Raw genomic sequence first — 23,260 nt, forward strand, 5'->3', positions numbered from 1 at the left:
GGAGGTGAAGGTAAGGGTTCAGGTGCTTCGGTCGGACGGCCCTTTCGATCTGCTGGCGGACGGGTGGTTGCGGCCGCACGACGACCAAGTGGACGTACCCATACACCTTCGATCTGGGTATGTTCCTCGCCGTCAGGGCAGCCACCGCGTCCTCGAGGAGTCGAGACCCGTGTCGGAAAACAAAGATCCCCAGAAGTTCGTCTACGACTTCACCGAGGGCAACAAGGATCTGAAGGATCTTCTGGGCGGCAAGGGCGCGAACCTCGCCGAGATGACCAACCTCGGGTTGCCCGTCCCTCCGGGCTTCACGATCACCACCGAGGCCTGCAAGGTCTACCTGGAGAGCGGCGACGCGCCGACCGCGCTGCGCGAGGAGGTGAGTGCGCACCTCAAGGCGCTGGAAGAGCGCATGGGCAAGCAGCTCGGCCAGGCCGACGACCCGCTGCTGGTCTCCGTCCGCTCCGGCGCCAAGTTCTCCATGCCCGGCATGATGGACACGGTCCTGAACATCGGTCTCTCCGACGCCTCGGTGGCCGGTCTCGCCACCCAGTCCGGCGACGAGCGCTTCGCCTGGGACTCCTACCGCCGCCTCATCCAGATGTTCGGCAAGACCGTCCTCGGCGTCGACGGCGACCTCTTCGAGGAGGCCCTGGAGGCGGCCAAGCACGCCAAGAAGGTCAGCATCGACACCGACCTCGCCGCGGCCGACCTCAAGAAGCTCGTCAAGCAGTTCAAGAAGATCGTCGAGACCCGGGCCGGACGGGAGTTCCCGCAGGACGCGCGGGAGCAGATGGACCTCGCCATAAACGCGGTCTTCGACTCGTGGAACACCGACCGCGCCAAGCTCTACCGCCGCCAGGAGCGCATCCCCGGCGACCTCGGCACGGCCGTCAACGTCTGCTCGATGGTCTTCGGCAACCTGGGCCCCGACTCCGGTACGGGCGTCGCCTTCACCCGCGACCCGGCAAGCGGCCACCAGGGCGTCTACGGCGACTACCTCCAGAACGCGCAGGGCGAGGACGTCGTCGCCGGTATCCGCAACACGGTGCCGCTCGCCGATCTGGAGTCGATCGACAAGAAGTCCTACGACCAGCTCATGCAGATCATGGAGACGCTGGAGAACCACTACAAGGATCTCTGCGACATCGAGTTCACCATCGAGCGCGGCCAGCTCTGGATGCTCCAGACCCGGGTCGGCAAGCGCACCGCCGGCGCCGCCTTCCGGATCGCCACCCAGCTCGTCGACCAGGGCCTGATCGACGAGGCCGAGGCCCTCCAGCGCGTCAACGGCGCCCAGCTCGCCCAGCTGATGTTCCCGCGCTTCGACGACGAGGCGAAGACCGAGCTGCTCGGCCGCGGCATCGCCGCCTCGCCGGGCGCCGCCGTCGGCAAGGCCGTCTTCGACTCGTACACCGCGATCAAGTGGTCCCGCTCCGGCGAGAAGGTCATCCTGATCCGCCGCGAGACCAACCCCGACGACCTCGAAGGCATGATCGCCGCCGAGGGCATCCTGACCTCGCGCGGCGGCAAGACCTCGCACGCGGCGGTCGTGGCGCGCGGCATGGGCAAGACCTGTGTCTGCGGCGCCGAGGACCTGGAGGTCGACACCAAGCGACGCCGGATGACGGTCGGCGGCCGGGTGATCGAGGAGGGCGACCTCGTCTCCATCGACGGCTCCACCGGCAAGGTCTACCTGGGCGAGGTACCCGTCGTACCGTCCCCGGTCGTCGAGTACTTCGAGGGCCGGATGCACGCGGGCGCCGACGACGCCGACGAACTGGTCGCCGCCGTGCACCGGATCATGGCGTACGCGGACCGGGTGCGCCGGCTGCGCGTGCGGGCCAACGCCGACAACGCCGAGGACGCCCTGCGCGCCCGTCGCTTCGGCGCCCAGGGCATCGGCCTCTGCCGCACCGAGCACATGTTCCTCGGCGAGCGCCGCGAGATGGTCGAGAAGCTGATCCTCGCGGACACCGACGACGAGCGCGAGAGCGCGCTGGCCGCGCTCCTCCCGCTCCAGAAGGCCGACTTCATCGAGCTGTTCGAGTCGATGGACGGACTTCCCGTCACCGTCCGGCTCCTGGACCCGCCGCTGCACGAGTTCCTCCCCGACATCACCGAGCTGTCGGTCCGGGTCGCGCTCGCGGAGTCCCGCAAGGACGCCAACGAGAACGACCTGCGCCTCCTCCAGGCGGTGCACAAGCTGCACGAGCAGAACCCGATGCTGGGTCTGCGCGGGGTGCGCCTGGGCCTCGTCATCCCCGGCCTGTTCGCCATGCAGGTCCGGGCGATCGCGGAGGCCGCCGCCCAGCGCAAGAACGCCAAGGGCGACCCGCGCGCCGAGATCATGATCCCGCTCGTCGGCACGGTCCAGGAGCTGGAGATCGTCCGCGAGGAGGCCGACCGGGTCATCGCCGAGGTCCAGGCGGCCACCGGCACCGACCTCAAGCTGACCATCGGCACCATGATCGAGCTGCCGCGCGCCGCGCTGACGGCGGGCCAGATCGCCGAGGCCGCGCAGTTCTTCTCCTTCGGCACGAACGACCTGACCCAGACGGTGTGGGGCTTCTCCCGCGACGACGTGGAGGCCTCGTTCTTCACCGCGTACCTGGAGAAGGGCATCTTCGGGGTCTCCCCGTTCGAGACGATCGACAAGGACGGCGTCGGCGCGCTGGTCCGCAGCGCCGTCGAGGCGGGCCGGGCCACCCGCCCGGACCTCAAGCTCGGCGTCTGCGGCGAGCACGGCGGCGACCCGGAGTCGGTGCACTTCTTCCACGAGGTGGGCCTGGACTACGTCTCCTGCTCGCCGTTCCGCATCCCGGTCGCCCGTCTCGAGGCCGGCCGGGCCGCAGCCGAGTCCCGGGGCAGCGACAGCCGCTGACCCGGGCTCCGGGTCAGGGCTGCACGAACAGCCCTGACCCACCGGGCAGGGCTGCACGAACAGCCCTGCCCGCCGACCATGGCCTCAAAGGCCCACCGAGAAGCGGCGGCACCCTGTGCGGGGGTGCCGCCGCTTCGTCCTTCGCCGACCTGACGTGCCCGGCGGTACGGGAGTGGCGTGCGCGGAAATGACCGGCGGTACGGGGAAGCCGTCAGGAGTGCGCATCGAATGCCGCGCGAAGAATGTGGCGCAGAGCGCATTGCATCGTTTAATGCGCAAAGAAATTCGGGTGACGTCCTGGGGACCGGGGTGCGGTCCATGGATCCCCACCCATGGACCGCACCCGGCTTACCCCCGTCGGGTACGGAGCCGCACCGTCGCCCACCGCCGCCGAACACACAAAGCCCCCCACGGCCTTCACGTGCTCATCCGGTGGGCACCGGATGCGTACCCGACGTCGTACAGCCTTTCGGGTGAAGCGGAACGGGGCGACACCTTTCACTTCTGGCCGAAACCCCGTGGTGACCTCCTGTGACGGCCCGCATACCCTTCGGTGGGGGCAATTGCGGATGCAACAGGTGGGGGAGTAGTGCTGCGTATCCATGTGTCCAGGCTGGACCTTTCGCGGGTGCGGATGGCCACGAGGCCGGACGCGTTGTGGGAAACCATTCTCAGTTTTCACCGGCTCCGGGACCGGCGTGCTTCGTCGGTGTTCGGAAAATGGCGTACGGAATCCCGGGCTCGGTTGAATGGTGAAGCACAGCTGCTGGCGGCGGTCGTCCCGCCCCGCGGCTATTTCCCGGATTTCCTGACGCCCTCCCAGGAAGGCGCCGAGCCTTTCGGGCTCGACGTCGGAATGGAGGCGCTGCGCGACACCCCCGCCGACCGCGTCCACGCGGAGCTGGAACTGCTGGCCGCCGGTCGCGTGCGGCAGCGGGCAGACCGGTCGGTCGGTCAGCGGGCCGCCGGATCGGGGAGAGCGAGCGCGGCGCTGCCCGCCGCCCTCGTGGAGGGCCGCGCCGAGCCGCTCGCCCGGCTGATCGGGGCCCTCCGCAGCTACCACCACGCGGCAGTCGAGCCCTACTGGCCGCACATCAGGGCGAGCGTCGAGGCGGACCGTGCCGTCCGCGGCCGGGCCCTGCTGGACGGTGGCGCGGACGGGCTCCTGGCCACCCTGCCGCCGATGATCCGGTGGCGCTCACCCGTGCTGGAGGCGGACTACCCGGTCGACCGCGACCTGTACCTGGACGGGCGCGGGCTGCTGCTCCAGCCGTCCTTCTTCTGCCGGGGCACCCCGGTCGTCTACCGCGACCCCTCGCTCCCGCCGGTGCTCGTCTACCCGGTGACCAACCCCGGCGCCCCGGTATTCGCCGAGCCGGGCCCCTGGCTCGGCCGGCTCGTCGGGCACACCCGCTCGGCCGTCCTCCAGTCCATCGGCAACGGCTGCACCACCAGCGAACTCGCCCGCCGGGCCGGGGTGTCGCTGGCCTCCGCGAGCCAGCACGCCTCCGTGCTGCGCGAGGCGGGCCTGGTCCTGACGCTGCGCCACGGCAGCTCGGTCCTGCACACGCTGACCCCGCTCGGCGGCTCCCTGCTGCGCGGCGGCGCCCCGCTCGCCCTGCCCTGAGCCGCGGCCGTCCCCTCTGCCGGCGGGCCGCGAGAATCCGTCCGCCGATCCGCGATGACTTCCTGGCGGCCCCGCCGTCCACCCATCGAAAGCGCCGGACGGACCACCGCGGGCGCCACGGGACAGAGGAAGAGGGAACGACCATGGCTCAGATGATCTTCGTGAACCTGCCGGTGAAGGATCTGGAGACCACGGTGGGCTTCTTCGGGAAGCTCGGCTTCACGACCAACCCGCGGTTCAGCGACGACAGGACCGCGTGTCTGGTCATCAGCGACACGATCTTCGCCATGCTGATGACGGAGCCGCGCTTCAGGGAGTTCACCGGGAAGGACGTCGTCGACGCCTCGAAGGCGACCGAGGTCATCCTCGCGCTCAGCGCCGACAGCCGCGAGAAGGTCGACGAGATCGCCGACGCGGCGCTGGCCTCCGGCGGGTTCCCGGCGGGCGGGACGCAGGACATGGGCTTCATGTACGGCCGCTCGTTCCAGGACCCCGACCACCACATCTGGGAGGTCATGTGGATGGACCCGTCCTCAGTCGAGGGCCAGGCCTGACCTCGGGGCTGTCCTGGCCGTACGCCGGGCCAGGGATCTTTGCCGTACGCCGGGCCGGCGCGGCGACCCGCGCCGGCCCGGCCCGCCGCCCGGAGGCGGCCCGGCCGCGATCAGTGGCCGAAAATCGCCGTCAGTCGAAGCCTGTCGTCACCTGCGGAAGGGCCCCTTCACCTCGTACGTGATGCCTCCGGAGGAGCTTCCGCTCGTCCCGCGCTGCGAGGAGAAGTAGAGCCGGCCCCCGTCCGGCGAGAACGCGGGCCCGGTGATCTCCGAACCCGACTGGCCGGTGATCCGCAGGAACGGGGCCACCGTGTCGTCCGGCGTGATCAGGCAGATCTCCATGTTGCCGCCGTCCTCCGCGATGTAGAGGTCCCCGGATCCGGACCGGGTGACGTTGTCCACGCCGGTCAGCGGGGCCGAGCCGCCCGTCACCAGCGAGTCGTCGTAGGCGAGCGAGATCGACGAGGCGTTCGCGTCGTACGCCCACACCCGGTTGTCGCCCTTGGTGGTGAACCAGCAGGTGCCCGCCGCGTAGAAGCAGCCCTCCCCGCCGTTGAACACCTTCGCCCCGGACACCTGGTGCCGGGTCTGGGTGGAGGAGGCGGCCGGGTCCGGCACGTTCGCCCAGGTCACCGGTCCCGAGGTGCCGGTGCCGGCCACCAGCACCTGGAGCGTGCCGCTCGCCAGATTCCCCCAGGTCGTGGGCCGGAACCGGTAGAAGCGGCCGTCGCTCTCGTCCTCGGTGAGGTAGACGTACCCGTGGTCCGGGTCGGCGGCGGCGGCCTCGTGCTTGAAGCGGCCCATCGCCGGACGGCGCACCGCCGCGTTCACGCCCCACGGGTCGGTCTCGTAGACGTACCCCCGGGTGACCTCCTCGCAGGACAGCCACGTCTTCCACGGGGTGGCGCCGCCCGCGCAGTTGTTGTTCGTATCGGCCAGGATCCGGTACGCGGACGTCACCGTCCCCGAGGAGTCGAACCTCACCGCGCTCGCGCCGCCCCCGCTGCTCGGGGAGACCTCGGCGTTGGAGACGTAGATCCAGCCCGAGCCGTCGGCGTACGTCGCGCCGCCGTCGGGCGCGCGGTGCCAGCGGTAGGAGGTGCCGGGCACGGTCTGCCCGGAGCGGGCGACGACGCGGCTGGTGAAGCCGCTGGGCAGCCGGATGCCGTCGCTGTTGGCCGATTGGAGGGCGCCGTACGGGCCGGGGGCCGGCTGGGCCGGGTCGGCGAAGGCGGCTCCCCGCCACAGCGTGCCGCCGAAGGCCGCCGCCGAGCTGCCGATCACCGCGGTGCGCAAGAAGGTCCGACGTTCCACGATCACTCCACGCATGAGTGGGCCCGCCGCTCCGGACGGACCGGCGGGTCGCGCGTGAGGACTGTAGGCGTGCGGAGTTGACGGTGCGTCAAGGGAGGGTGAACGGGCGGCGGAGGGATTGCACAGGCCGCGCGCACCCCAAGGCCAGCCCTTCGAGGTCAGCCCTCCGAGGTCACCCCCGGCGATCAGTCCGCCCTTACGGTGAAGACCGGCACCGCCGCCTCCTCGTCGTCCAGGCACGCGCCCGTCGCCAGGTCGAAGCGCTGCTTCAGCAGCGGCGAGGCCACGAACGGCCGCCCGCCCGCGGAGCCGAGCAGCCCGCGCGAGAGGACGTACGCCCCGGTGAACGGGTCCCGGTTGCCGATCGCGTACACCTGGCCGGCCCGGTCCATGAAGACGGCCGCCTGGTCCCCGTCCGGCAGCAGCACCGCCACGCCCCGCCCGGGGGTCAGCAGCCCCCGCTCGCAGACCGTCAGCCAGTCCTTCCCGTGGGCGAGCCGGACGGACCCGGTGTCCTGTGCTGTCGTGATCGTCGCGGTGGTCATCAGGATGCGGTCCCTTCGAGGGTGCGGACGGCGAGCACGGGTCCCGCGAGCAGCTCCAGATCCGGTTTGATCTGGTCCCGTTCCGGAACGAACCTCACCGAGGGGTCGGGGGCGTCGGGGGCGTTGACGAAGGTGACGAAGCGGCGCAGCCGTTCCGGGTCGTTGATGGTCTCGGCCCACTCGTCGCGGTATCCGGCGACATGGTCGGCCATCAGCCGTTCCAGCTCCTCGCAGAGCCCCAGCGAGTCGTGGACCACCACGTCCCGGACGTGGTCCAGGCCGCCGTCGATCCGCTCCAGCCAGGCCGAGGTGCGCTCCAGCCGGTCGGCGGTGCGGATGTAGAACATCAGGAACCGGTCGATCAGCCGCACCAGTTCGGCGTCCGACAAGTCCTGGGCCAGCAGGTCCGCGTGGCGCGGGGTGGCTCCGCCGTTGCCGCCGACGTACAGGTTCCAGCCCTGGGCGGTGGCGATGATCCCGAAGTCCTTGCCCCGGGCCTCCGCGCACTCGCGGGCGCAGCCGGAGACCGCCGACTTCAGCTTGTGCGGGGAGCGCAGGCCCCGGTAGCGCAGCTCCAGGTCGATCGCCATCCTCACCGAGTCCTGCACGCCGTAGCGGCACCAGGTCTGCCCCACACAGGACTTCACCGTGCGCAGCGACTTCCCGTACGCGTGCCCCGACTCGAAGCCCGCGTCCACCAGCCGGGTCCAGATCAGCGGGAGCTGGTCGACGCGGGCGCCGAAGAGGTCGATGCGCTGGCCACCGGTGATCTTCGTGTAGAGGCCGAAGTCGCGGGCCACCTCGCCGATGACGATGAGCTTCTCCGGGGTGATCTCGCCGCCGGGGATGCGCGGCACGATCGAATACGACCCGTTGCGCTGGAGGTTGGCCAGGAAGTGGTCGTTGGTGTCCTGGAGCGCGGCCTGCTCGCCGTCCAGCACATAGCCGCTCGCACCGACCGTGGGGGCGAGCGAGGCGATGACCGAGCCGACCGTCGGTTTGCAGACCTCGCAGCCGTCGCCGCCCCGCGCCTCCGCGCGGCCGTGCGAGTCGAGCAGCTCCGCGAACGAGGTGACCTCCAGGGTGCGGACGATCTCGTACAGCTCGCTGCGGCTGTACGGGAAGCAGCCGCACAGCCCTGCGTCCTCGGGCGGCGGCATCAGCTGGCCGATCACCTTCAGGCAACTGCCGCAACCGGTACCGGCCTTGGTGCACTTCTTCACCTCGGGCAGAGCGGTGTGCTCGCAGATCGCGCCCTTGGTCACGTTGTGGCAGGAGCAGATCACCGCCTCGTCCGGCAGCGCGGAGGGGCCGAGGGCCACCGGGCCGCCCGCCCCGGCCGGCAGCACCAGCTGCTCGGGGGCGACCGGCAGCACCGTGCCCGTCATCGGCCGCAGCGTGCCGTACTGGTCCGCGTCCCCGACCAGCACCCCGCCCAGCAGGGTCCCGTCGGACCCGATCACCAGTTTCTTGTAGACGCCCGACCGGGCGTCGGAGTAGACGACGTCGAGCGACCCCTCGGCCGCCCCGTGCGCGTCGCCGAACGAGGCCACGTCCACGCCGAGCAGCTTCAGCTTCGTCGACAGGTCCGCCCCCGTGAACGCGGACCGCCCGCCCGCGATCACCTCGGCCGCCGCCAGGGCCATCTCGTAGCCCGGTGCGACCAGCCCGTACACCCGGCCGTCGGCGGCCAGCGCGCACTCGCCGATGGCGAACACCGCCGGGTCCGACGTCCGGCACTCCTCGTCCACGACGATCCCGCCGCGTTCCCCGACCGCCAGACCGCACTGACGGGCCAGCTGGTCGCGGGGCCGCACGCCCGCCGAGAAGACCACCAGATCGACGTCGAGCGAGGAGCCGTCCGACAGCGCCATCCCGTTCACCGCCCCGTCCTCCCCGGCGGTGACCTCCTGCGTGCCGACCCCCGTGTGGACGGTCAGCCCCATATCCTCGATCGTCCGCAGCAGCGCCGCGCCCCCGCCCTCGTCCACCTGGACCGGCATCAGCCGGGGCGCGAACTCCACCACATGGGTGCTCAGCCCGAGCCCCTTCAGCGCCCCCGCCGCCTCCAGGCCGAGCAGCCCGCCGCCCACCACCGCACCGGTGGCCGCGCCCTTCGCGTACTCCTCGATCGCGAGGAGGTCCTCGATGGTCCGGTACACGAAGCAGCCCCGGGCGTCCTTCCCCGGCACCGGCGGCACGAAGGGGTACGAGCCCGTCGCCAGCACCAGCGTGTCGTACGGGAACACCGCCCCGGACCGCGCGGTCACCGTCCGCCCCGCCCGGTCGACGCTCTCCGCGGGGTCGCCGACGTACAGCTCGATGCCGTGCCGGTCCATGAAGTCCGGCTCCACCAGTGAGAGGTCCTCGGGGCTGCGCCCGTCGAAGTACGAGGTGAGCCGCACCCGGTCGTAGGCGGGCCGGGGCTCCTCGCAGAGCACGACGACCCGGGCGGCGCCGGCCGCCGGGGTCAGCCCGCGGTCGGCGAGGGCCTCCAGGAACCGCTGGCCGACCATGCCGTGCCCGACGACCACGATCGTCGGAACGGCGGTGTGCGCCATGGCGTTCGGGGTGCTGGGCTCCGGCATCTCAGTGGCCTCCGTCGGTTGTCCTGATGCCAAGAGCCTGGGCGGGAGGTGTTACCCGGCCGCATCCCGCCTGTTTCCCGGGCGGAACCTTGCGCTCAGCGCCCGCGCCGGGGCCTTGTGAGGGACCGGGGGCCGGGAGGAACAGCTCGACGACAGCCCCTTAGTGTCAGTACGTGCCTGACATATCCCTGACGACCCTGATCCTGCTCTGCCTCGCCGCCGCCGCCGCGGGCTGGATCGACGCGGTGGTGGGCGGCGGCGGACTGCTGCTCCTGCCCGCGCTGCTGCTCGGCCTGCCGCACGTTTCGGCGGCCCACGTCCTCGGCACCAACAAGGCCGTCGCGATCGTGGGCACCTCGGGCGCGGCGGTCACCTTCCTGCGCGAGGCCCCGGTACGGGTGGGGCTGGCGGTGCGGGTCGGCCTGATGGCGCTCGCCGGGTCGATGACCGGGGCGTTCTTCGCCGCCGGGATCAGCAGCGAGGCGCTCCGGCCGGTGATCATGGTCGTGCTGCTGGGGGTCGCCGCCTTCGTGATGCTGCGCCCGTCCTTCGGAACGGCCGCGGCGGGCGACGGCACGGACCGGCCGGCCACCCGGGCCCGGATCCTCACGGCGATCGTGCTCGTCGGCGGCGGGATCGGCTTCTACGACGGCCTGTTCGGGCCGGGCACCGGCACCTTCCTGGTGCTGGCCCTGACCGCCGTGCTCCACCTGGACCTGGTGACCGCGTCGGCCACCGCGAAGATCGTCAACGTGTGCACCAACGCGGGGGCGCTCGCGATGTTCGCGTACCAGGGCACGGTGCTGTGGCAGCTCGCGGCCGTGATGGCCGTCTTCAATCTGGCGGGCGGGATGATCGGGGCCCGGATGGCGCTGAGCCGGGGGAGCGGCTTCGTCCGGGCGGTGCTGCTGACGGTGGTGTTCTCGCTGGTCGCCAAGCTGGGCTTCGACCAGTGGAGCGCGTAGCGGCTGCCGGGCCTCTCGACGGACGTCGGATCAGCGCACGTCGGTGAGGTGCGCGTACGCCACCACGTTGCCCTGGTAGCCGGTCTCCTCGGAGAAGCCGCCGCCGCAGGTGATCAGCCGGAGCGAGGCGTGCGGGGAGTCGCCGTAGACGCGCTGGTCGGGGAAGTCGTCGTTGTCGTAGACCTCGATGGCGTCGATCGAGAACACGGCCGTGCGCCCGTCCTCGCGGTCCACCTCGACCCTGGTCCCCTTGGTCAGGGCCCCCAGGGCGTAGAAGACGGACGGCCCTTCCGCGTTGTCCACGTGTCCCGCGACGATCGCGGTGCCCTGCGCGCCGGGCGGGACGCCGCCCCCGTACCAGCCCGCGAGGTTGCGGTCCTCGTCCGGCGGTACGTCGAGGCTGCCGTCGGCGGCCAGCCCCAGCCGGGTCATCGGCGCGTCCACCTCGATGGTCGGGATGCGGATGCGGACCGGCTCGGAGGGGTCCAGCGGCTCGGCGACCGGGGAGCCGGGCTGGAGCCGGGGCCCGGCGGCGAAGGCCTGGGCGCTGGAGGGCTGCGGCGGGATCAGCTGGCCGCCGGGGCCGTTCTGGATGAGCCAGATGCCGCACAGCACGGCGATGCCCACCAGCCAGCCCTTGGCCTTCTGCGCGCTTGGGGACACGGCGTCGTCCTCGGTCGGTGGTCCGGGGCGGACGGGACGCGCTCGGGGACGCGCCCCGCCCGGTCGGGGGGAAGCGGAGTTTCAGCTTCCTTCGGCGCCCTCGGAGCGGCGGCGCAGCAGCCACAGTCCGCCGACGGCGGCCAGCCCGATCACGCCGACGCCGAGGGCGACCTGCGTGGAGTCCGGTTCGACGCTGCCGCCGACCCCGGTCCGCACATGGCCGGAGGGGCGGTCGTGGATGGGCTTGTCGTGCTTGCCGCCGCCGATCACCTTGAGGTCGCCGACCGCGTCCTTGCCGTTGTCGCAGGAGACGACGATCTCGTAGACGCCGGGCCGGGCGTCGCGCGGCACGGTGAACTGGCCGACCACGACCTCCTTGCGGGTGCCGGGGCGCACCTCGAAGTCCCCGGCGTCCAGGGAGTTCGCGTCACCGATGCCCGACCCCTTCTTGCCGCAGGCGGTGGTGTTCACGGTGACGGTGGCGCCGGGGGCCGCGGTCGCCGGGGTGATCTCCAGACGGCCGAAGTCACCCGCGTACGCGGACGGAGCGGCGGCGGTGAGACCGAACGCGATGACGGTGAACGCGGCACCGACGGTGCCGGTCACAAGGCGGGCAGGGCTGCGCATGGGGGATCCTCCGGGCAGACGGCGCGAGCGGGTTGTCCTGACCCCGAGCCAACGGGGGTGCGGCCCGCGACGCCTTCTGACGCCAGGTCAGCTTTCACCCGTACGGACCGGCGCGGCACCCTTGCCGGAGTGGATCACCGCAGGTCGCGACGGTGCGACTGGGCCGTTCGGTCCGTGCTGCCGCTCCGGGTGCCGATCGGGTGAAGCGTGTACGATAGGTGTGATGTAGGTCACATGAATGACCTCGCGAGGCCCGGGAATACGCAAGAGACCCCCCACGGGACGGATCCCCGCCCCCACGGCACCCGCCCTCACCGGTCCACCCCCCCTGGACCGGTGGGGGCGGTGTCGGATCCGGCACCGGCCGCTCCGGCTCCCGCTCGCGGCTCAGGCTCCGCCCGCCCCGCCCGTGGCGCTCCAGACGATCTGCGGCGGGCGCACCCGGGCGCACAGCGGCTGCCCTTTGGCGTCGGTGAGCCCGAGCCGCCCGGTGAGATGTCCGGAGCGCGCGGCGGCTTCGAGGACGTCCGGGTCGATGTCGCTGAACATCAGCTTGGCGCGCCGGAACATGGTGAAGACCCCGGCGTCGTCCACCGTGCCCCACGACAGATAGACGAATCGCCCGCCCAGCCGGTTCTGGACGTACGGGCCCGACACCTCGATCCCGTCCGCCGTCGCGGTGGCCGTGCAGTCGAGCGCCCACGAGGCGCAGGGGGCGTCCCCGGGGTGCAGGCCGAGCAGCTCGCCCGGCCGGTCCTTGCGCTGGACGCCGACGTGGATGTTGTCGCACCCGGGGAAGTCGCTGTCCGGGCCACAGCTGCGGCCGGGAAGGGCTGAGGCCTCGATATGGATCTGCATGCCCCCATGGTCCGGCACCGTGGGAGCCGGTGGTGTGCGCAGCCGGAACCGGCTGTGCGTGGGCGTCTCACACGGTGTCCGCCGGAGTGCTGTCGTGCACCGTCCCCAGGTCCCTCATCAGGTCCTCGTCGACCGTGAACTCGGTGCCGTCGATCCGCCGCACCGGCGCGATGCCCTGGGAGTTGCAGACGAAGGCGGCCCGGTAGCGCCCCACCCCGCCCGGGCCCTCCAGCGTCACCGGGCGTCGCACCGACGGCCGTCCGGACCGGGCCAGCCCCTGCTCCAGCAATGTCATCGTGACGCCGACGAGCGCCGGGGCGTCGGGCCACACCACCGAAGTCCCGTCCCAGAAGCCGATGTTGGTGACCGCCCCCTCGGTCACCACTCCGCCCGGCGCGGTCAGCAGCGCCTCGTCGAACCCCGCCCGCCCGGCCAGGATCCCGTAGTACGTCTGCCCGAACTCGCCCGGCCGCTTGATGTGCGGAGCCGTGCGCACGTACGGCACCGACATCAGGCTCCGCGCCCCGGCCGGTATGACGGCGGGCTCCCGTACCGTCACCATCAGGGTCGTGCGCGCCGCGCCGGGCGGCAGATAGCCGTTCACCCGCACCGAGGCGTCCCGCAGCCCCGCGCCGTCCAGGGCGTGCCGGACCAGCTCCCGCACCCGGTCACCGTCCACCGGCCGTGCGAACAGTTCGCGGTTCGCGGCGTCCAGCCGGGCGAGGTGCAGACCGAGACCCCGCACCCGGCCGTCCCGCACCTGTGCGGCGGTGAAGTGACCGAAGCCGTACAGCGCGGGGATCCGCAGGTTCTCCTCGGTGGCGGGCAGGCCGTCGAACTCGATGTGGGGCAGGGGCGCGGCCGGCGGGTGCGTCGTCATGCGGCCACCGTATGCGTGCTGTCCGGACCCGGGCCGGACAGGCCCCGGACGGACGGGCTTGACCTCAACCATGGTTGAGGCAGAAGGCTCGACGCCATGGACACCGCAGCAGCATCCACATCGCCCACCGCATCCACCACGCCCGCGACCGGGCCCGCCCCCCTCAAGGTCGCCGTCATCCTCGGCAGCAACCGCGACGGCCGCTTCGGACCCGTCGTCGCCGACTGGTTCCTGGCCCGCGCGGCGGGCCACTTCGGCATCGAGACCGACCTGGTCGACGTCGCCGACGCCGGCCTGCCCGGCGCGATCACCTTCAGCCCCGGGCCCGAGGAGGCGGCGCGGCTCGGCGCGGTCTCCGACCGGCTCGCGGCGGCCGACGCCTTCGTCGTCCTCACGCCCGAGTACAACCACTCGTTCCCCGCACCGCTGAAGACCCTCATCGACTGGCACAAAGCGGAATGGCAGGCCAAGCCCGTCGCGTTCGTCAGCTACGGCGGCGTCTCCGGCGGGCTGCGGGCCGTCGAACAGCTCCGGCAGGTCTTCGCCGAACTGCACACCGTCACCGTCCGGGACACCGTCTCCTTCCACAACGCCGGCGCCCTCTTCGACGACGAGGGACGCCATCTGGACCCGGAGCCGGCCGACGCGGCGGCCAAGACGCTGCTGGACCAGCTGGTGTGGTGGGGCACCGCCCTGCGCGACGCCCGGAATCTCCGTCCGTACGGCGCCTGACGCCCCGTGGGCCGACAATCGCATCGAAGGCCCACGGGCAGGAAGCCCGCCGTACTCCGAGGAGACCGACGATGACAGCGCCGCCGGCATGGCTGACCGTACTGACCACGACCGACAGCGAGGACAGGGCCCAGGCCCTGGCGCAGTCGGCGGTGGAGGCCAGGCTGGCGGCCTGCGCGCAGATCTCCGCCCCCGTCACCTCCGTCTACCGGTGGCGGGACGCCATCGAGACGACCGAGGAGTGGCAGGTGCTCTTCAAGACGACGTCGGAGCGCTACGACGAGCTCGAGGAGCACATCCAGCGGGAGCACGACTACGACACGCCGGAGATCATCGCCCTGCCGGTGATCCGGGGCAGTGCCCGCTATCTCGGCTGGGTGACGGCGGAGACGGCGCCCCCGGCAGCCCTGTGACGGCGGCCGTGACCACACCCGTCCCCGGCGGCCCGGTCGCCGCCGAGCTGCCCTTCTTCGTGTACGGGACGCTGCTGCCGGGCGAACCCAACCACGACCTGTTCCTCCGGGGCCGCACGAGGGGCGAGCGGCCGGCCGTGCTGCCCCGGGCCCTGCTCTACGACGGCCCCGGCTACCCGTACGCGATCGACGGCCATGGCCGCGTCCACGGCACCCTGCTCGTCGCCGCGCCCGGGGTGTACGGGGAACTGCTCGGGCTCCTGGACCACCTGGAGGAGTACCTCGGCCCCGGTCACCCGCGCAACCTGTACGAACGGGTCGTCCGCGAGGTCGAGCTGCCGGCGCAGGAGGCGCCGGGAGGCGGCGAGGCCGTGCGCGCCTGGGTCTACCTCGCAGCGACCGCCGTCACCCGCTCACTGCGGACCGGTGGCGTCCTCATCCCCGGAGGGCGGTGGGCCACCGGCCGCACACCGGGATATTCCTAGGGCGTCGTGCCCTGACGTCTCGATTCACCCGCCCGGCGCAGACGGTCCCCGCCGGGCGGGCCGTCAGCGCGCCCCGGCGGCCAGGGCCTCGCTCACGCCCGGCTCCTGGGGCCCCAGGAAGCGCGGGTCGGGCCGGAACAGCGCGTCCAGGGCCGCCTTGCCCGAGGCCGCCAGCTCCCGGGCACCGCCGTAGTACCAGACGGAATCCCGCGGTTCGTCGACCCCGACGCCGTACGCGTCGATCCCGGCGGACCGGCACAGCGTGACCGCCCGATGGATGTGGAAGCCCTGGCTCACCAGCACCGCCCGGTCGACCCCGAAGATCTTCCTGGCCCGGACGCAGGAGTCCCAGGAGTCGAATCCGGCGTAGTCGCTCACGATCCGCTCGTCGGGCACCCCGCGTCCGGTGAGATACGTGCGCATCGCGTCCGGCTCGTCGTACTCCACCCGGCTGTTGTCCCCGGTGACCAGGACGACCTTCACCTTCCCGGTGCGGTACAGCTCGGCCGCCGCGTCCAGCCGGTGCGCGAGGTACGGGGTCGGCCGGCCCTTCCACAGCCCGGCGCCGAACACCACGGCGACCTCCCGCGCCGGAGCCTCCGCCGTCGTCCCCACCCGGTCGCCGGCCTCAAGACGCATCCAGGTCGCGGGCAGGAGCGCCAGCACACAGGCGGCCATCAGCCCCTGTAGCAGCCGCCGTCGGACCCGCCGGGTGCGCGGCAGCCGCAGAACGGCGGGCCGCTTCGGCAGCCGCAGGGCGGACCGGGCCGGCCACCGGGGGTCCCTCATCCACCGCCCGAGCAGTCCGAGCACGTTCCGTCTCTCCCCGGTCTTCCCGCTCTTCCCGCGCACCAGATCCCCCACTCATCCGTATGTCCGTTCACCTCACTTGACGACCGGAACGCCGCAAAGGTTCGCCCGCCGTCCCGGTCGTGGCCTCCGACACCGGCGTACGCACACCGCCGCGGCCCCCGCGGTGAGCCGGCGGAAAACGCCCGTGACCCTCGCGCAACAGCCCGGCAACCTCCGCCCGGCACCATCGGTCCATGACGGAGCCGGCCCCGGAACATCCTCATCAGCCACCCCCGCTCCCCGACAGCACCGCGCACCTCCTCACCCGTATCACCGACCGGCTCGGCGCCCAGCTCAGCCTCGTCTCCCGGAACGGAACCCGCAGGCCCATGCACCGCACCCGGCAGTACGACCGCCCCGCGCAGGACCGGCGCGGCACGCCCGCCCCGTCCCTGGTCGCCGTAGCGCACGGCAGCCGCGATCCGCGGGCCCTGCGCACCGTGCTGGCCCTCCTGGACCGGGTGCGCGAACTGCGCCCCGGCCTCGACGTCCGCCTCGGCCACATCGAGCTGAACCGGCCGCTGCTCCCGGACACCCTCGACACACTGCGCGGGGCCGACGCCGTCCTCGTACCGCTGCTCCTGGGACGCGGCCACCACGTCAAGCGCGACCTGCCCGCCGCGACAGCCGCCGCCCCCGGCGTACGCACCCGGATCGCCGAGCCCCTCGGCCCGCACCCCCTGCTCGTCGAGGCGCTGTACGGGCGGCTCGTCGAGGCCGGCTGGGACCCCGCCGACCGGGGCGGGCGGAGAGCCGCCGTGGTTCTCGCCGCCGCCGGATCCCGCGACCCCGACTCGGCCGAGGACACCCGGCGCACCGCCCGCATGCTCGCCGAACGCCTCGGCGTGCCCGTCGTCCCCGCGTACGCGTCCGCCGCCACGCCCACCGTCCCGGCCGCCCTGCGCGCACTGGCCGCCCGAGGCCGCCACCGGGCCTTCGTCGCCTCGTACTTCACCGCCCCCGGCCGCTTCGCGAGCGCCTGTGCCGACGCCGCACCGCGCCGGGCCGCCGCCCCGCTCGGCGCGCACCCGGCGATGGCCCGCCTCGTGCTGCACCGCTACGACCAGGCCCGGTCCGCCTCGGAGGCTGTTCCGGCCCCGGCGGACGCGGTGACCCTGCTCGCTTCCGCCTGACATCCCGGGCCCGCTCCCGCCACGTTGTCCGTCCCGGTCGCTACTGTCGGAACCATGGACGGCACACAGGGCGCACACGGGGCAGAACCGGCACACGGCACGCACGGGACACCGAGCGCACAGCGGACGACGGGGGCGGGCCCCTACGGGGCCGCCGACACCGAGCGCTTCGACACCGAGGAGGACAAGCGCCCCGGCCGCACCGCCTTCCAGCGCGACCGCGCCCGGGTCCTGCACTCCGCCGCCCTGCGCCGGCTCGCCGGGAAGACCCAGGTGGTGACGCCCGGCACCCGCTCCCTCGTCTGGGACGCCAGCCCCCGCACCCGGCTCACCCACTCCCTGGAGTGCGCCCAGGTCGGCCGCGAGCTCGGCGCGGTCCTCGGCTGCGACCCGGACCTGGTCGAGACCGCCTGCCTGGCCCACGACATGGGCCACCCGCCGTTCGGCCACAACGGCGAACAGGCGCTCAACGACTTCGCCTCCGACTGCGGCGGCTTCGAGGGCAACGCCCAGTCCCTGCGCCTGCTGACCCGCCTGGAGCCCAAGCGCTTCGTCCGCGACCCGCGCACCGGCGACCTGGTCAGCGTCGGCCTCAACCTCACCCGGGCCGCCCTGGACGCCGCCACCAAGTACCCCTGGCCGCGCGGCGCGCACCCCACCGACCCGCACTCCGCCAAGTTCGGGGTCTACGCGGACGACCTCCCGGTCTTCGCGTGGGCCCGCGAGGGCGCCCCCGATGACCGCACCTGCTTCGAGGCCCAGGTGATGGACTGGTCCGACGACGTGGCGTACAGCGTGCACGACTTCGAGGACGGGCTGCACGCCGGGCACATCGACCCCAACTGCCTCTACGCCGAACCGGAGCGCGAGGAGATCTGGGCCGTCGCCATCGGCCGCTACGTCCCGGCCGGCACCGACCCGCAGGAGCTGTCCGAGGCCCTGGACCGCCTGATCGACCAGGACTGGTGGCCGCACGGCTACGACGGCTCCGCCGTGGCCCAGGCCCGCCTCAAGGACGCCACCAGCCAGCTCATCGGCCGCTTCTGCACCGAGGCCGAGACCGCCACCCGCGCGGTGTACGGCCCCGGCCGCCTCGGCCGGTACGGCGCCGAGCTGGTCGTCCCGCGCGCGGTGCGCCACGAGTGCGCGGTGCTCAAGGCGGTCGCCGACCGTTATGTGATGCAGCGCGCCGAGCAGGAGACCCTCCGCGCCGACCAGCGCATCGTCATCGCCGAGCTGGCCGCCGCCCTCACCGCCCGCGCCCCCGAGGGCCTGGAACCGCACTTCCGCGCCCTGTTCGACCAGGCGCCCGACGACCACGCCCGCAAGCGGGTCCTCGTCGACCAGATCGCCGCCCTCACCGACGCCTCCGCACGATCCCTGCACGCCGCGCTCACCGCCCGTCGTGGGTGACCGGCAGACTGGAGCCTGACCACTGGGGGTGACCTGTCCCGGGCACCCCCTCTTTCGCCATCACGTTGCGTGCGGGACGCTCGCAGCGTGGGGGCGCCGCGCAGCACAGCACTGAGGAGGCATCAAGTGGTCGACGCACATCAGACGTTCGTCATCGTCGGAGCAGGACTCGCAGGGGCGAAGGCGGCCGAAACACTGCGCGCCGAAGGGTTCACCGGCCGGGTGATCCTCATCGGCGACGAGCGCGACCACCCCTACGAACGGCCGCCGCTCTCCAAGGGCTACCTGGACGGCAAGGCCGACCGCGACAGCGTCTTCACACACGAGCGCCCCTGGTACGCGGGCGCCGACATCGAGCTGCACCTCGGCCAGCCGGTCACCGCGCTCGACCGGTACGCCAAGACCGTGCAGCTCGGCGACAACACCGTCATCCACTACGACAAGCTGCTGCTGGCCACCGGCTCCGAACCGCGCCGCCTGGACATCCCCGGCACCGACCTGGCAGGCGTCCACCACCTGCGCCGCCTCGCCCACGCCGACCGGCTGCGCAACGTGCTCGCCGCCCTCGGCCGCGACAACGGCCACCTGGTCATCGCCGGAGCCGGCTGGATCGGCCTGGAGGTCGCCGCCGCCGCCCGTGGTTACGGCGCCGAGGTCACCGTCGTCGAAGCCGAGCCCACCCCCCTGCACCAGGTCATCGGCCCCGAGCTGGGCCAGATCTTCACCGAACTGCACCGCGCGCACGGCGTCCGCTTCCACTTCGGCGCCCGGCTCACCGAGATCACCGGCCAGGACGGCATGGTCTTCGCCGCCCGCACCGACGACGGCGAGGAGCACCCCGCCCACGATGTGCTCGCCGCGATCGGCGCCGCCCCGCGCTCCGCCCTGGCCGAGGCCGCCGGACTGGAGACGGCCGACCGCGCCCACGGCGGCGGCATCGCCGTGGACGCCTCGCTGCGCACCTCCGACCCGCACATCTACGCCGCCGGGGACGTCGCCGCCGCGGCCCACCCGCTGCTGGGCACCCGGCTGCGCGTCGAGCACTGGGCGAACGCCCTGAACGGCGGACCGGCCGCCGCCCGCGCCATGCTCGGCCAGGACGTGACGTACGACCGCGTCCCGTACTTCTTCTCCGACCAGTACGACCTGGGCCTCGAGTACTCCGGCTGGGCCCCGCCCGGCTCCTACGACGAGGTGATCATCCGGGGCGACGCCGGGAAGCGGGAGTTCATCGCGTTCTGGCTGAAGGACCGCCGCGTCCTGGCCGGGATGAACGTCAACGTGTGGGATGTCACCGAAACCATCCAGGAGCTCATCCGGGCCCGTCAGCAGCACGACCCGGAAGCCCTCGCCGCCCCGTCGGTCCCGCTGGAATCCCTGCTCTGAGGACGGCGCCGGGGCGCGGGCCGCACCGCCCGCGCCCCGGCGGGGCTCCTGCCGCGCGTCCGGGTGTCCGACCCCACCCGTAGACTTCACGCGTGGCCGGCAGGATCAACGACGACGACGTGAAGGCAGTACGGGACGCGGTCCCGATCGACTCCGTCGTGTCCGAATACCTCCAGCTGCGCAACGCGGGCGGCGGAAACCTGAAGGGCCTCTGCCCCTTCCACGACGAGAAGTCCCCCTCCTTCCAGGTCAGCCCCGCCAAGGGCCTGTTCCACTGCTTCGGCTGCCAGGAGGGCGGCGACACGATCGCCTTCGTGATGAAGATCGACCACCTCTCCTTCTCGGAGACGGTCGAGCGCCTCGCCGCCAAGGCGGGCATCACCCTGCGGTACGAGGAGGGCGGCTACAACCCCTCCCACCAGCGCGGCGAACGCATCCGGCTGATCGAGGCCCACCAGGCCGCCGCCGAGTTCTACGTCCGCGCACTGGAGAGCCCCGAAGCCGAGATCGGCCGTAAGTTCCTCGCCGAGCGCGGCTTCGACCAGGACGCCGCCGCCCACTTCCGTGTCGGCTACAGCCCGGCCGGCTGGGACCACCTCACCCGCTATCTGCGCGGCAAGGGCTTCAGCGACAAGGAGCTCATCACCTCCGGGCTCTCCCAGGACGGCCGCCGCGGCCCCATCGACCGCTTCCGCGGCCGGCTGATGTGGCCGATCAGCGACACCGCCGGGGAGATCGTCGGCTTCGGCGCCCGCAAGCTCCGCGACGACGACAACGGCCCGAAGTACCTCAACACCCCCGAGACCCCGGTCTACAAGAAGTCCCAGGTGCTGTACGGCATCGACCTGGCCAAGAAGGACATCGCCAAGGCCAGCCGCGCGGTCGTCGTCGAGGGCTACACCGACGTCATGGCCTGCCACCTCGCCGGCGTCACCACGGCCATCGCCACCTGCGGCACCGCCTTCGGCAACGACCACATCAAGATCCTGCGCCGCCTCCTCATGGACAACGGCAGCGCCCGCGTGATCTTCACCTTCGACGGCGACTCGGCCGGCCAGAAGGCCGCCCTGCGCGCCTTCGAGGACGACCAGAAGTTCGCCGCCGAGACGTACATCGCCATCGCCCCGGACGGCATGGACCCCTGCGACCTGCGGCTCGCCAAGGGCGACGACTCCGTACGCGACCTGGTCGAGCCGCGCACCCCGCTCTTCGAGTTCGCCCTGCGCCAGATCGTCGGCCGGTACGACCTGGAGACCCCGGCCGGCCGCGCCGCCGCCCTCGACGAGGCCGCCGCCGTCGTCGCCAAGATCAAGACGAGCAGCGTGCAGCGCGAGGTCGCCGTCCAGCTCGCCGGGTTCGTCGGCATCCTCGACCAGGAGTTCGTCGTCCACCGCGTCGCCCAGCTCGCCCGCTGGGCCCGTGACAAGGGCGGCGACCACGGGGAGCGCGGCGGCCGCGGCGGACCCCAGGGCGCACGCGGCGGACCCCGGGGCGCACGGGGCGGCGCACCGCAGCCGGCCGCCCCCGGCTTCTCCGGCCCCGCGCTCAACCTCCGCAGCCCCGCCCACCGCACCGAACGCGAGCTCCTCAAGCTCGCCCTCCAGAAGCCCGCCCTGGTCTCCCCGGCCTTCGACGCCTACGGCGTGGACGAGTTCACCGCCCCGCCCTACGCCGCCGTACGCCGGTGCATCGAGGAGGCCGGCGGCGCCGAACAGGGCCTCGCCGACAACCGCGAATATCTGGTCGCCGTCATGGACGCGGCCCCCGACAACACCGTCCGCAGCCTCGTCACGGAGCTCGCCGTCGAGGTCTTCATCGGCAAGACCATCGACGAGACCTACGCCGGCATGCAGCTCGTCCACGTCCGGCTGCGCGCCGTGGACCGCCGCATCAACGACGTACAGGGCAGCCTCGCCCGCCTCGGCAGCAACGTCGCCCCCCAGGACCTGGCCGCCGCGCAGAACGAGGTCTGGGTGCTCCAGCAGTACGCCCAGTCCCTGCGCGCCCACGGCGCCGCCGCGCTCTGAGACCGCCCGCGGCCCTGCAGGACCCGGGCAGGACCGGTAACCGTCCGGTGACGGACCGGAACCAGAAAGTCCTCGCACGCCCCTCGTGACAGTCGTGTGTCGTACCCCACACTGGGGAATGTCTGAGTCATCGGAGCACGCCGGTCCGCAGGGGAGCACCCGGGGCCGGGCAGACCTCCGCCCCGTCATCCGGCAGCGATCACCTGGAGGTCGCCCCCGTGCAGACCCGGACCGTGACGACCACGACCGAGCCCATAGCGGCCGTTCCGGCGCAGAACAGGGCTCTGCACCACCCGGAGACCCCAGCCGGCCCGCCCGGACACGCACCCGAGGCGGTCATGGTGGAAGCGACGCACCTCCCCGACCCCCCGGAGCTTCGGAACCGGGCGGACGCCGGCGGCCCCACCTCCGACCTGTTCCGGCAGTACCTGCGCGAGATCGGCCGCATCCCGCTGCTCACCGCCGCCGAGGAGGTCGACCTGGCCCGCCGCGTCGAGGCCGGACTCTTCGCCGAGGAACGCCTCGCGGGCACCCCCGACCTCGACTCCCGCCTCGCCGGCGACCTGGACCGGCTGGTGGTGATGGGCCGCACGGCCAAACGCCGCCTCATCGAGGCCAACCTCCGGCTCGTCGTCTCCGTCGCCAAGCGCTACGTGGGCCGCGGGCTGACCATGCTCGACCTGGTCCAGGAGGGGAACCTCGGACTGATCCGGGCCGTGGAGAAGTTCGACTACGCCCGGGGCTACAAGTTCTCCACGTACGCGACCTGGTGGATCCGCCAGGCCATGTCCCGCGCGCTCGCCGACCAGGCCCGCACCATCCGCGTCCCGGTCCACGTCGTGGAACTGATCAACCGCGTGGCGCGGGTCCAGCGCCGCATGCTCCAGGAACGCGGCATCGAGCCCCGCGCCGAGGACGTCGCCGCCGAGCTCGGCCTGACGCCCGAGCGGGTCACCGAAGTCCTCCGCCTGGCCCAGGAGCCCGTCTCCCTCCACGCCCCCGTCGGCGAGGAGGACGACGTCTCCTTCGGCGACCTCATCGAGGACGGAGACGCCACCTCACCCGTCGAGTCCGCCGCCTTCCTGCTGCTGCGCGAACATCTGGAGGCGGTGCTCTCCACCCTCGGCGAACGCGAACGCAAGGTCGTCCAACTGCGCTACGGCCTGGAGGACGGCCGGCCCCGCACCCTGGAGGAGATCGGCCGGATCTTCGGCGTGACACGCGAACGCATCCGCCAGATCGAGTCCAAGACCCTCAGCAGGCTGCGGGACCACGCCTTCGCCGACCAACTCCGCGGCTACCTCGACTGATCCACCG

20 protein-coding genes are annotated in these 23,260 nt (G+C 72.4%); 12 read left to right on the forward strand and 8 right to left on the reverse strand.

From position 1 onward, the window contains the following. Positions 1-169: 169 nt before the first annotated feature. The 3 genes from ppdK to IG90_RS0118870 all read left to right on the forward strand — a co-directional run bounded on the left by ppdK (position 170) and on the right by IG90_RS0118870 (position 5,062). On the forward strand, positions 170-2,881 hold the full coding sequence (ppdK, locus tag IG90_RS0118860; protein WP_030585566.1) for a pyruvate, phosphate dikinase: 2,712 nt from the start codon (positions 170-172) through the stop codon (positions 2,879-2,881). A gap of 589 nt (positions 2,882-3,470) precedes the next feature. Beyond that, positions 3,471-4,508 carry an ArsR/SmtB family transcription factor gene (locus IG90_RS0118865; protein ID WP_030585569.1) on the forward strand — a complete coding sequence of 346 codons (1,038 nt, stop codon included), beginning with the start codon at positions 3,471-3,473 and terminating at the stop codon, positions 4,506-4,508. Between the two features lie 143 nt (positions 4,509-4,651). Further along, complete coding sequence (locus IG90_RS0118870; RefSeq protein ID WP_030585573.1) at positions 4,652-5,062, forward strand: VOC family protein; 411 nt, start codon at positions 4,652-4,654, stop codon at positions 5,060-5,062. Between the two features lie 147 nt (positions 5,063-5,209). Here the strand turns inward: IG90_RS0118870 and IG90_RS0118875 are convergent, their stop codons facing one another. From IG90_RS0118875 to nirB, 3 genes are all read right to left on the reverse strand, one after another. Then, positions 5,210-6,376 carry an alkaline phosphatase PhoX gene (locus tag IG90_RS0118875; protein ID WP_030585575.1) on the reverse strand — a complete coding sequence of 389 codons (1,167 nt, stop codon included), beginning with the start codon at positions 6,374-6,376 and terminating at the stop codon, positions 5,210-5,212. Positions 6,377-6,561: 185 nt separating this feature from the next. Continuing rightward, complete coding sequence (gene nirD / locus IG90_RS0118880; RefSeq protein ID WP_030585578.1) at positions 6,562-6,921, reverse strand: nitrite reductase small subunit NirD; 360 nt, start codon at positions 6,919-6,921, stop codon at positions 6,562-6,564. Then, on the reverse strand, positions 6,921-9,509 hold the full coding sequence (nirB, locus tag IG90_RS0118885; protein WP_030585581.1) for a nitrite reductase large subunit NirB: 2,589 nt from the start codon (positions 9,507-9,509) through the stop codon (positions 6,921-6,923). The genes nirD and nirB overlap by 1 nt, the downstream gene beginning before the upstream one ends. A 173-nt stretch (positions 9,510-9,682) precedes the next feature. Between nirB and IG90_RS0118890 the strand changes: the two genes are divergently transcribed. Next, a complete protein-coding gene (locus tag IG90_RS0118890) occupies positions 9,683-10,474 on the forward strand; it encodes a TSUP family transporter (RefSeq protein WP_030585584.1) in 792 nt (263 codons plus the stop codon). Between the two features lie 30 nt (positions 10,475-10,504). Here IG90_RS0118890 and IG90_RS0118895 read toward each other — a convergent pair whose 3' ends face one another. From IG90_RS0118895 to IG90_RS0118910, 4 genes are all read right to left on the reverse strand, one after another. After that, positions 10,505-11,137: a class F sortase gene (locus IG90_RS0118895; RefSeq protein WP_030585587.1), complete on the reverse strand. Its 633-nt coding sequence runs from the start codon at positions 11,135-11,137 to the stop codon at positions 10,505-10,507. Positions 11,138-11,218: 81 nt separating this feature from the next. Then, positions 11,219-11,764 (reverse strand): hypothetical protein, encoded by a 546-nt coding sequence (locus IG90_RS0118900; RefSeq protein ID WP_030585590.1) that lies wholly within the window; start codon positions 11,762-11,764, stop codon positions 11,219-11,221. Between the two features lie 387 nt (positions 11,765-12,151). Then, entirely contained in the window at positions 12,152-12,622 is a 471-nt protein-coding gene (locus tag IG90_RS0118905) for a DUF5990 family protein (RefSeq protein ID WP_030585593.1), read from the reverse strand. A gap of 67 nt (positions 12,623-12,689) precedes the next feature. Then, a complete protein-coding gene (locus IG90_RS0118910; protein WP_030585596.1) occupies positions 12,690-13,502 on the reverse strand; it encodes an aminotransferase class IV family protein in 813 nt (270 codons plus the stop codon). A gap of 96 nt (positions 13,503-13,598) precedes the next feature. On the opposite strand from IG90_RS0118910, the gene IG90_RS0118915 reads away from it, so the two are divergent. From IG90_RS0118915 to IG90_RS0118925, 3 genes are all read left to right on the forward strand, one after another. Next, positions 13,599-14,234, forward strand: coding sequence for an NADPH-dependent FMN reductase (locus tag IG90_RS0118915; RefSeq protein ID WP_030585598.1), 636 nt, complete (start codon positions 13,599-13,601; stop codon positions 14,232-14,234). Positions 14,235-14,305: 71 nt separating this feature from the next. Then, on the forward strand, positions 14,306-14,647 hold the full coding sequence (cutA, locus tag IG90_RS0118920; RefSeq protein ID WP_030585601.1) for a divalent-cation tolerance protein CutA: 342 nt from the start codon (positions 14,306-14,308) through the stop codon (positions 14,645-14,647). Then, on the forward strand, positions 14,644-15,132 hold the full coding sequence (locus tag IG90_RS0118925) for a gamma-glutamylcyclotransferase family protein (protein ID WP_030585604.1): 489 nt from the start codon (positions 14,644-14,646) through the stop codon (positions 15,130-15,132). The genes cutA and IG90_RS0118925 overlap by 4 nt, the downstream gene beginning before the upstream one ends. A 63-nt stretch (positions 15,133-15,195) precedes the next feature. Here the strand turns inward: IG90_RS0118925 and IG90_RS0118930 are convergent, their stop codons facing one another. After that, positions 15,196-15,984 carry a SanA/YdcF family protein gene (locus IG90_RS0118930; protein ID WP_411572636.1) on the reverse strand — a complete coding sequence of 263 codons (789 nt, stop codon included), beginning with the start codon at positions 15,982-15,984 and terminating at the stop codon, positions 15,196-15,198. A gap of 194 nt (positions 15,985-16,178) precedes the next feature. On the opposite strand from IG90_RS0118930, the gene IG90_RS0118935 reads away from it, so the two are divergent. The 5 genes from IG90_RS0118935 to IG90_RS0118955 all read left to right on the forward strand — a co-directional run bounded on the left by IG90_RS0118935 (position 16,179) and on the right by IG90_RS0118955 (position 23,253). Continuing rightward, positions 16,179-17,117 carry a sirohydrochlorin chelatase gene (locus IG90_RS0118935; RefSeq protein ID WP_030585610.1) on the forward strand — a complete coding sequence of 313 codons (939 nt, stop codon included), beginning with the start codon at positions 16,179-16,181 and terminating at the stop codon, positions 17,115-17,117. 54 nt (positions 17,118-17,171) lie between these two features. Continuing rightward, positions 17,172-18,530 carry a deoxyguanosinetriphosphate triphosphohydrolase gene (locus IG90_RS0118940; protein ID WP_030585613.1) on the forward strand — a complete coding sequence of 453 codons (1,359 nt, stop codon included), beginning with the start codon at positions 17,172-17,174 and terminating at the stop codon, positions 18,528-18,530. 126 nt (positions 18,531-18,656) lie between these two features. Continuing rightward, positions 18,657-19,916 (forward strand): NAD(P)/FAD-dependent oxidoreductase, encoded by a 1,260-nt coding sequence (locus IG90_RS0118945; protein ID WP_030585616.1) that lies wholly within the window; start codon positions 18,657-18,659, stop codon positions 19,914-19,916. Between the two features lie 92 nt (positions 19,917-20,008). Then, positions 20,009-21,943: a DNA primase gene (dnaG, locus tag IG90_RS0118950; RefSeq protein ID WP_030585617.1), complete on the forward strand. Its 1,935-nt coding sequence runs from the start codon at positions 20,009-20,011 to the stop codon at positions 21,941-21,943. Positions 21,944-22,161: 218 nt separating this feature from the next. Further along, entirely contained in the window at positions 22,162-23,253 is a 1,092-nt protein-coding gene (locus IG90_RS0118955; RefSeq protein WP_030585619.1) for an RNA polymerase sigma factor, read from the forward strand. The last annotated feature ends 7 nt before the right edge of the window (positions 23,254-23,260 follow it).

The sequence above is a fragment of the Streptomyces anulatus genome (assembly GCF_000721175.1).
Taxonomy (GTDB): domain Bacteria; phylum Actinomycetota; class Actinomycetes; order Streptomycetales; family Streptomycetaceae; genus Streptomyces; species Streptomyces anulatus_C.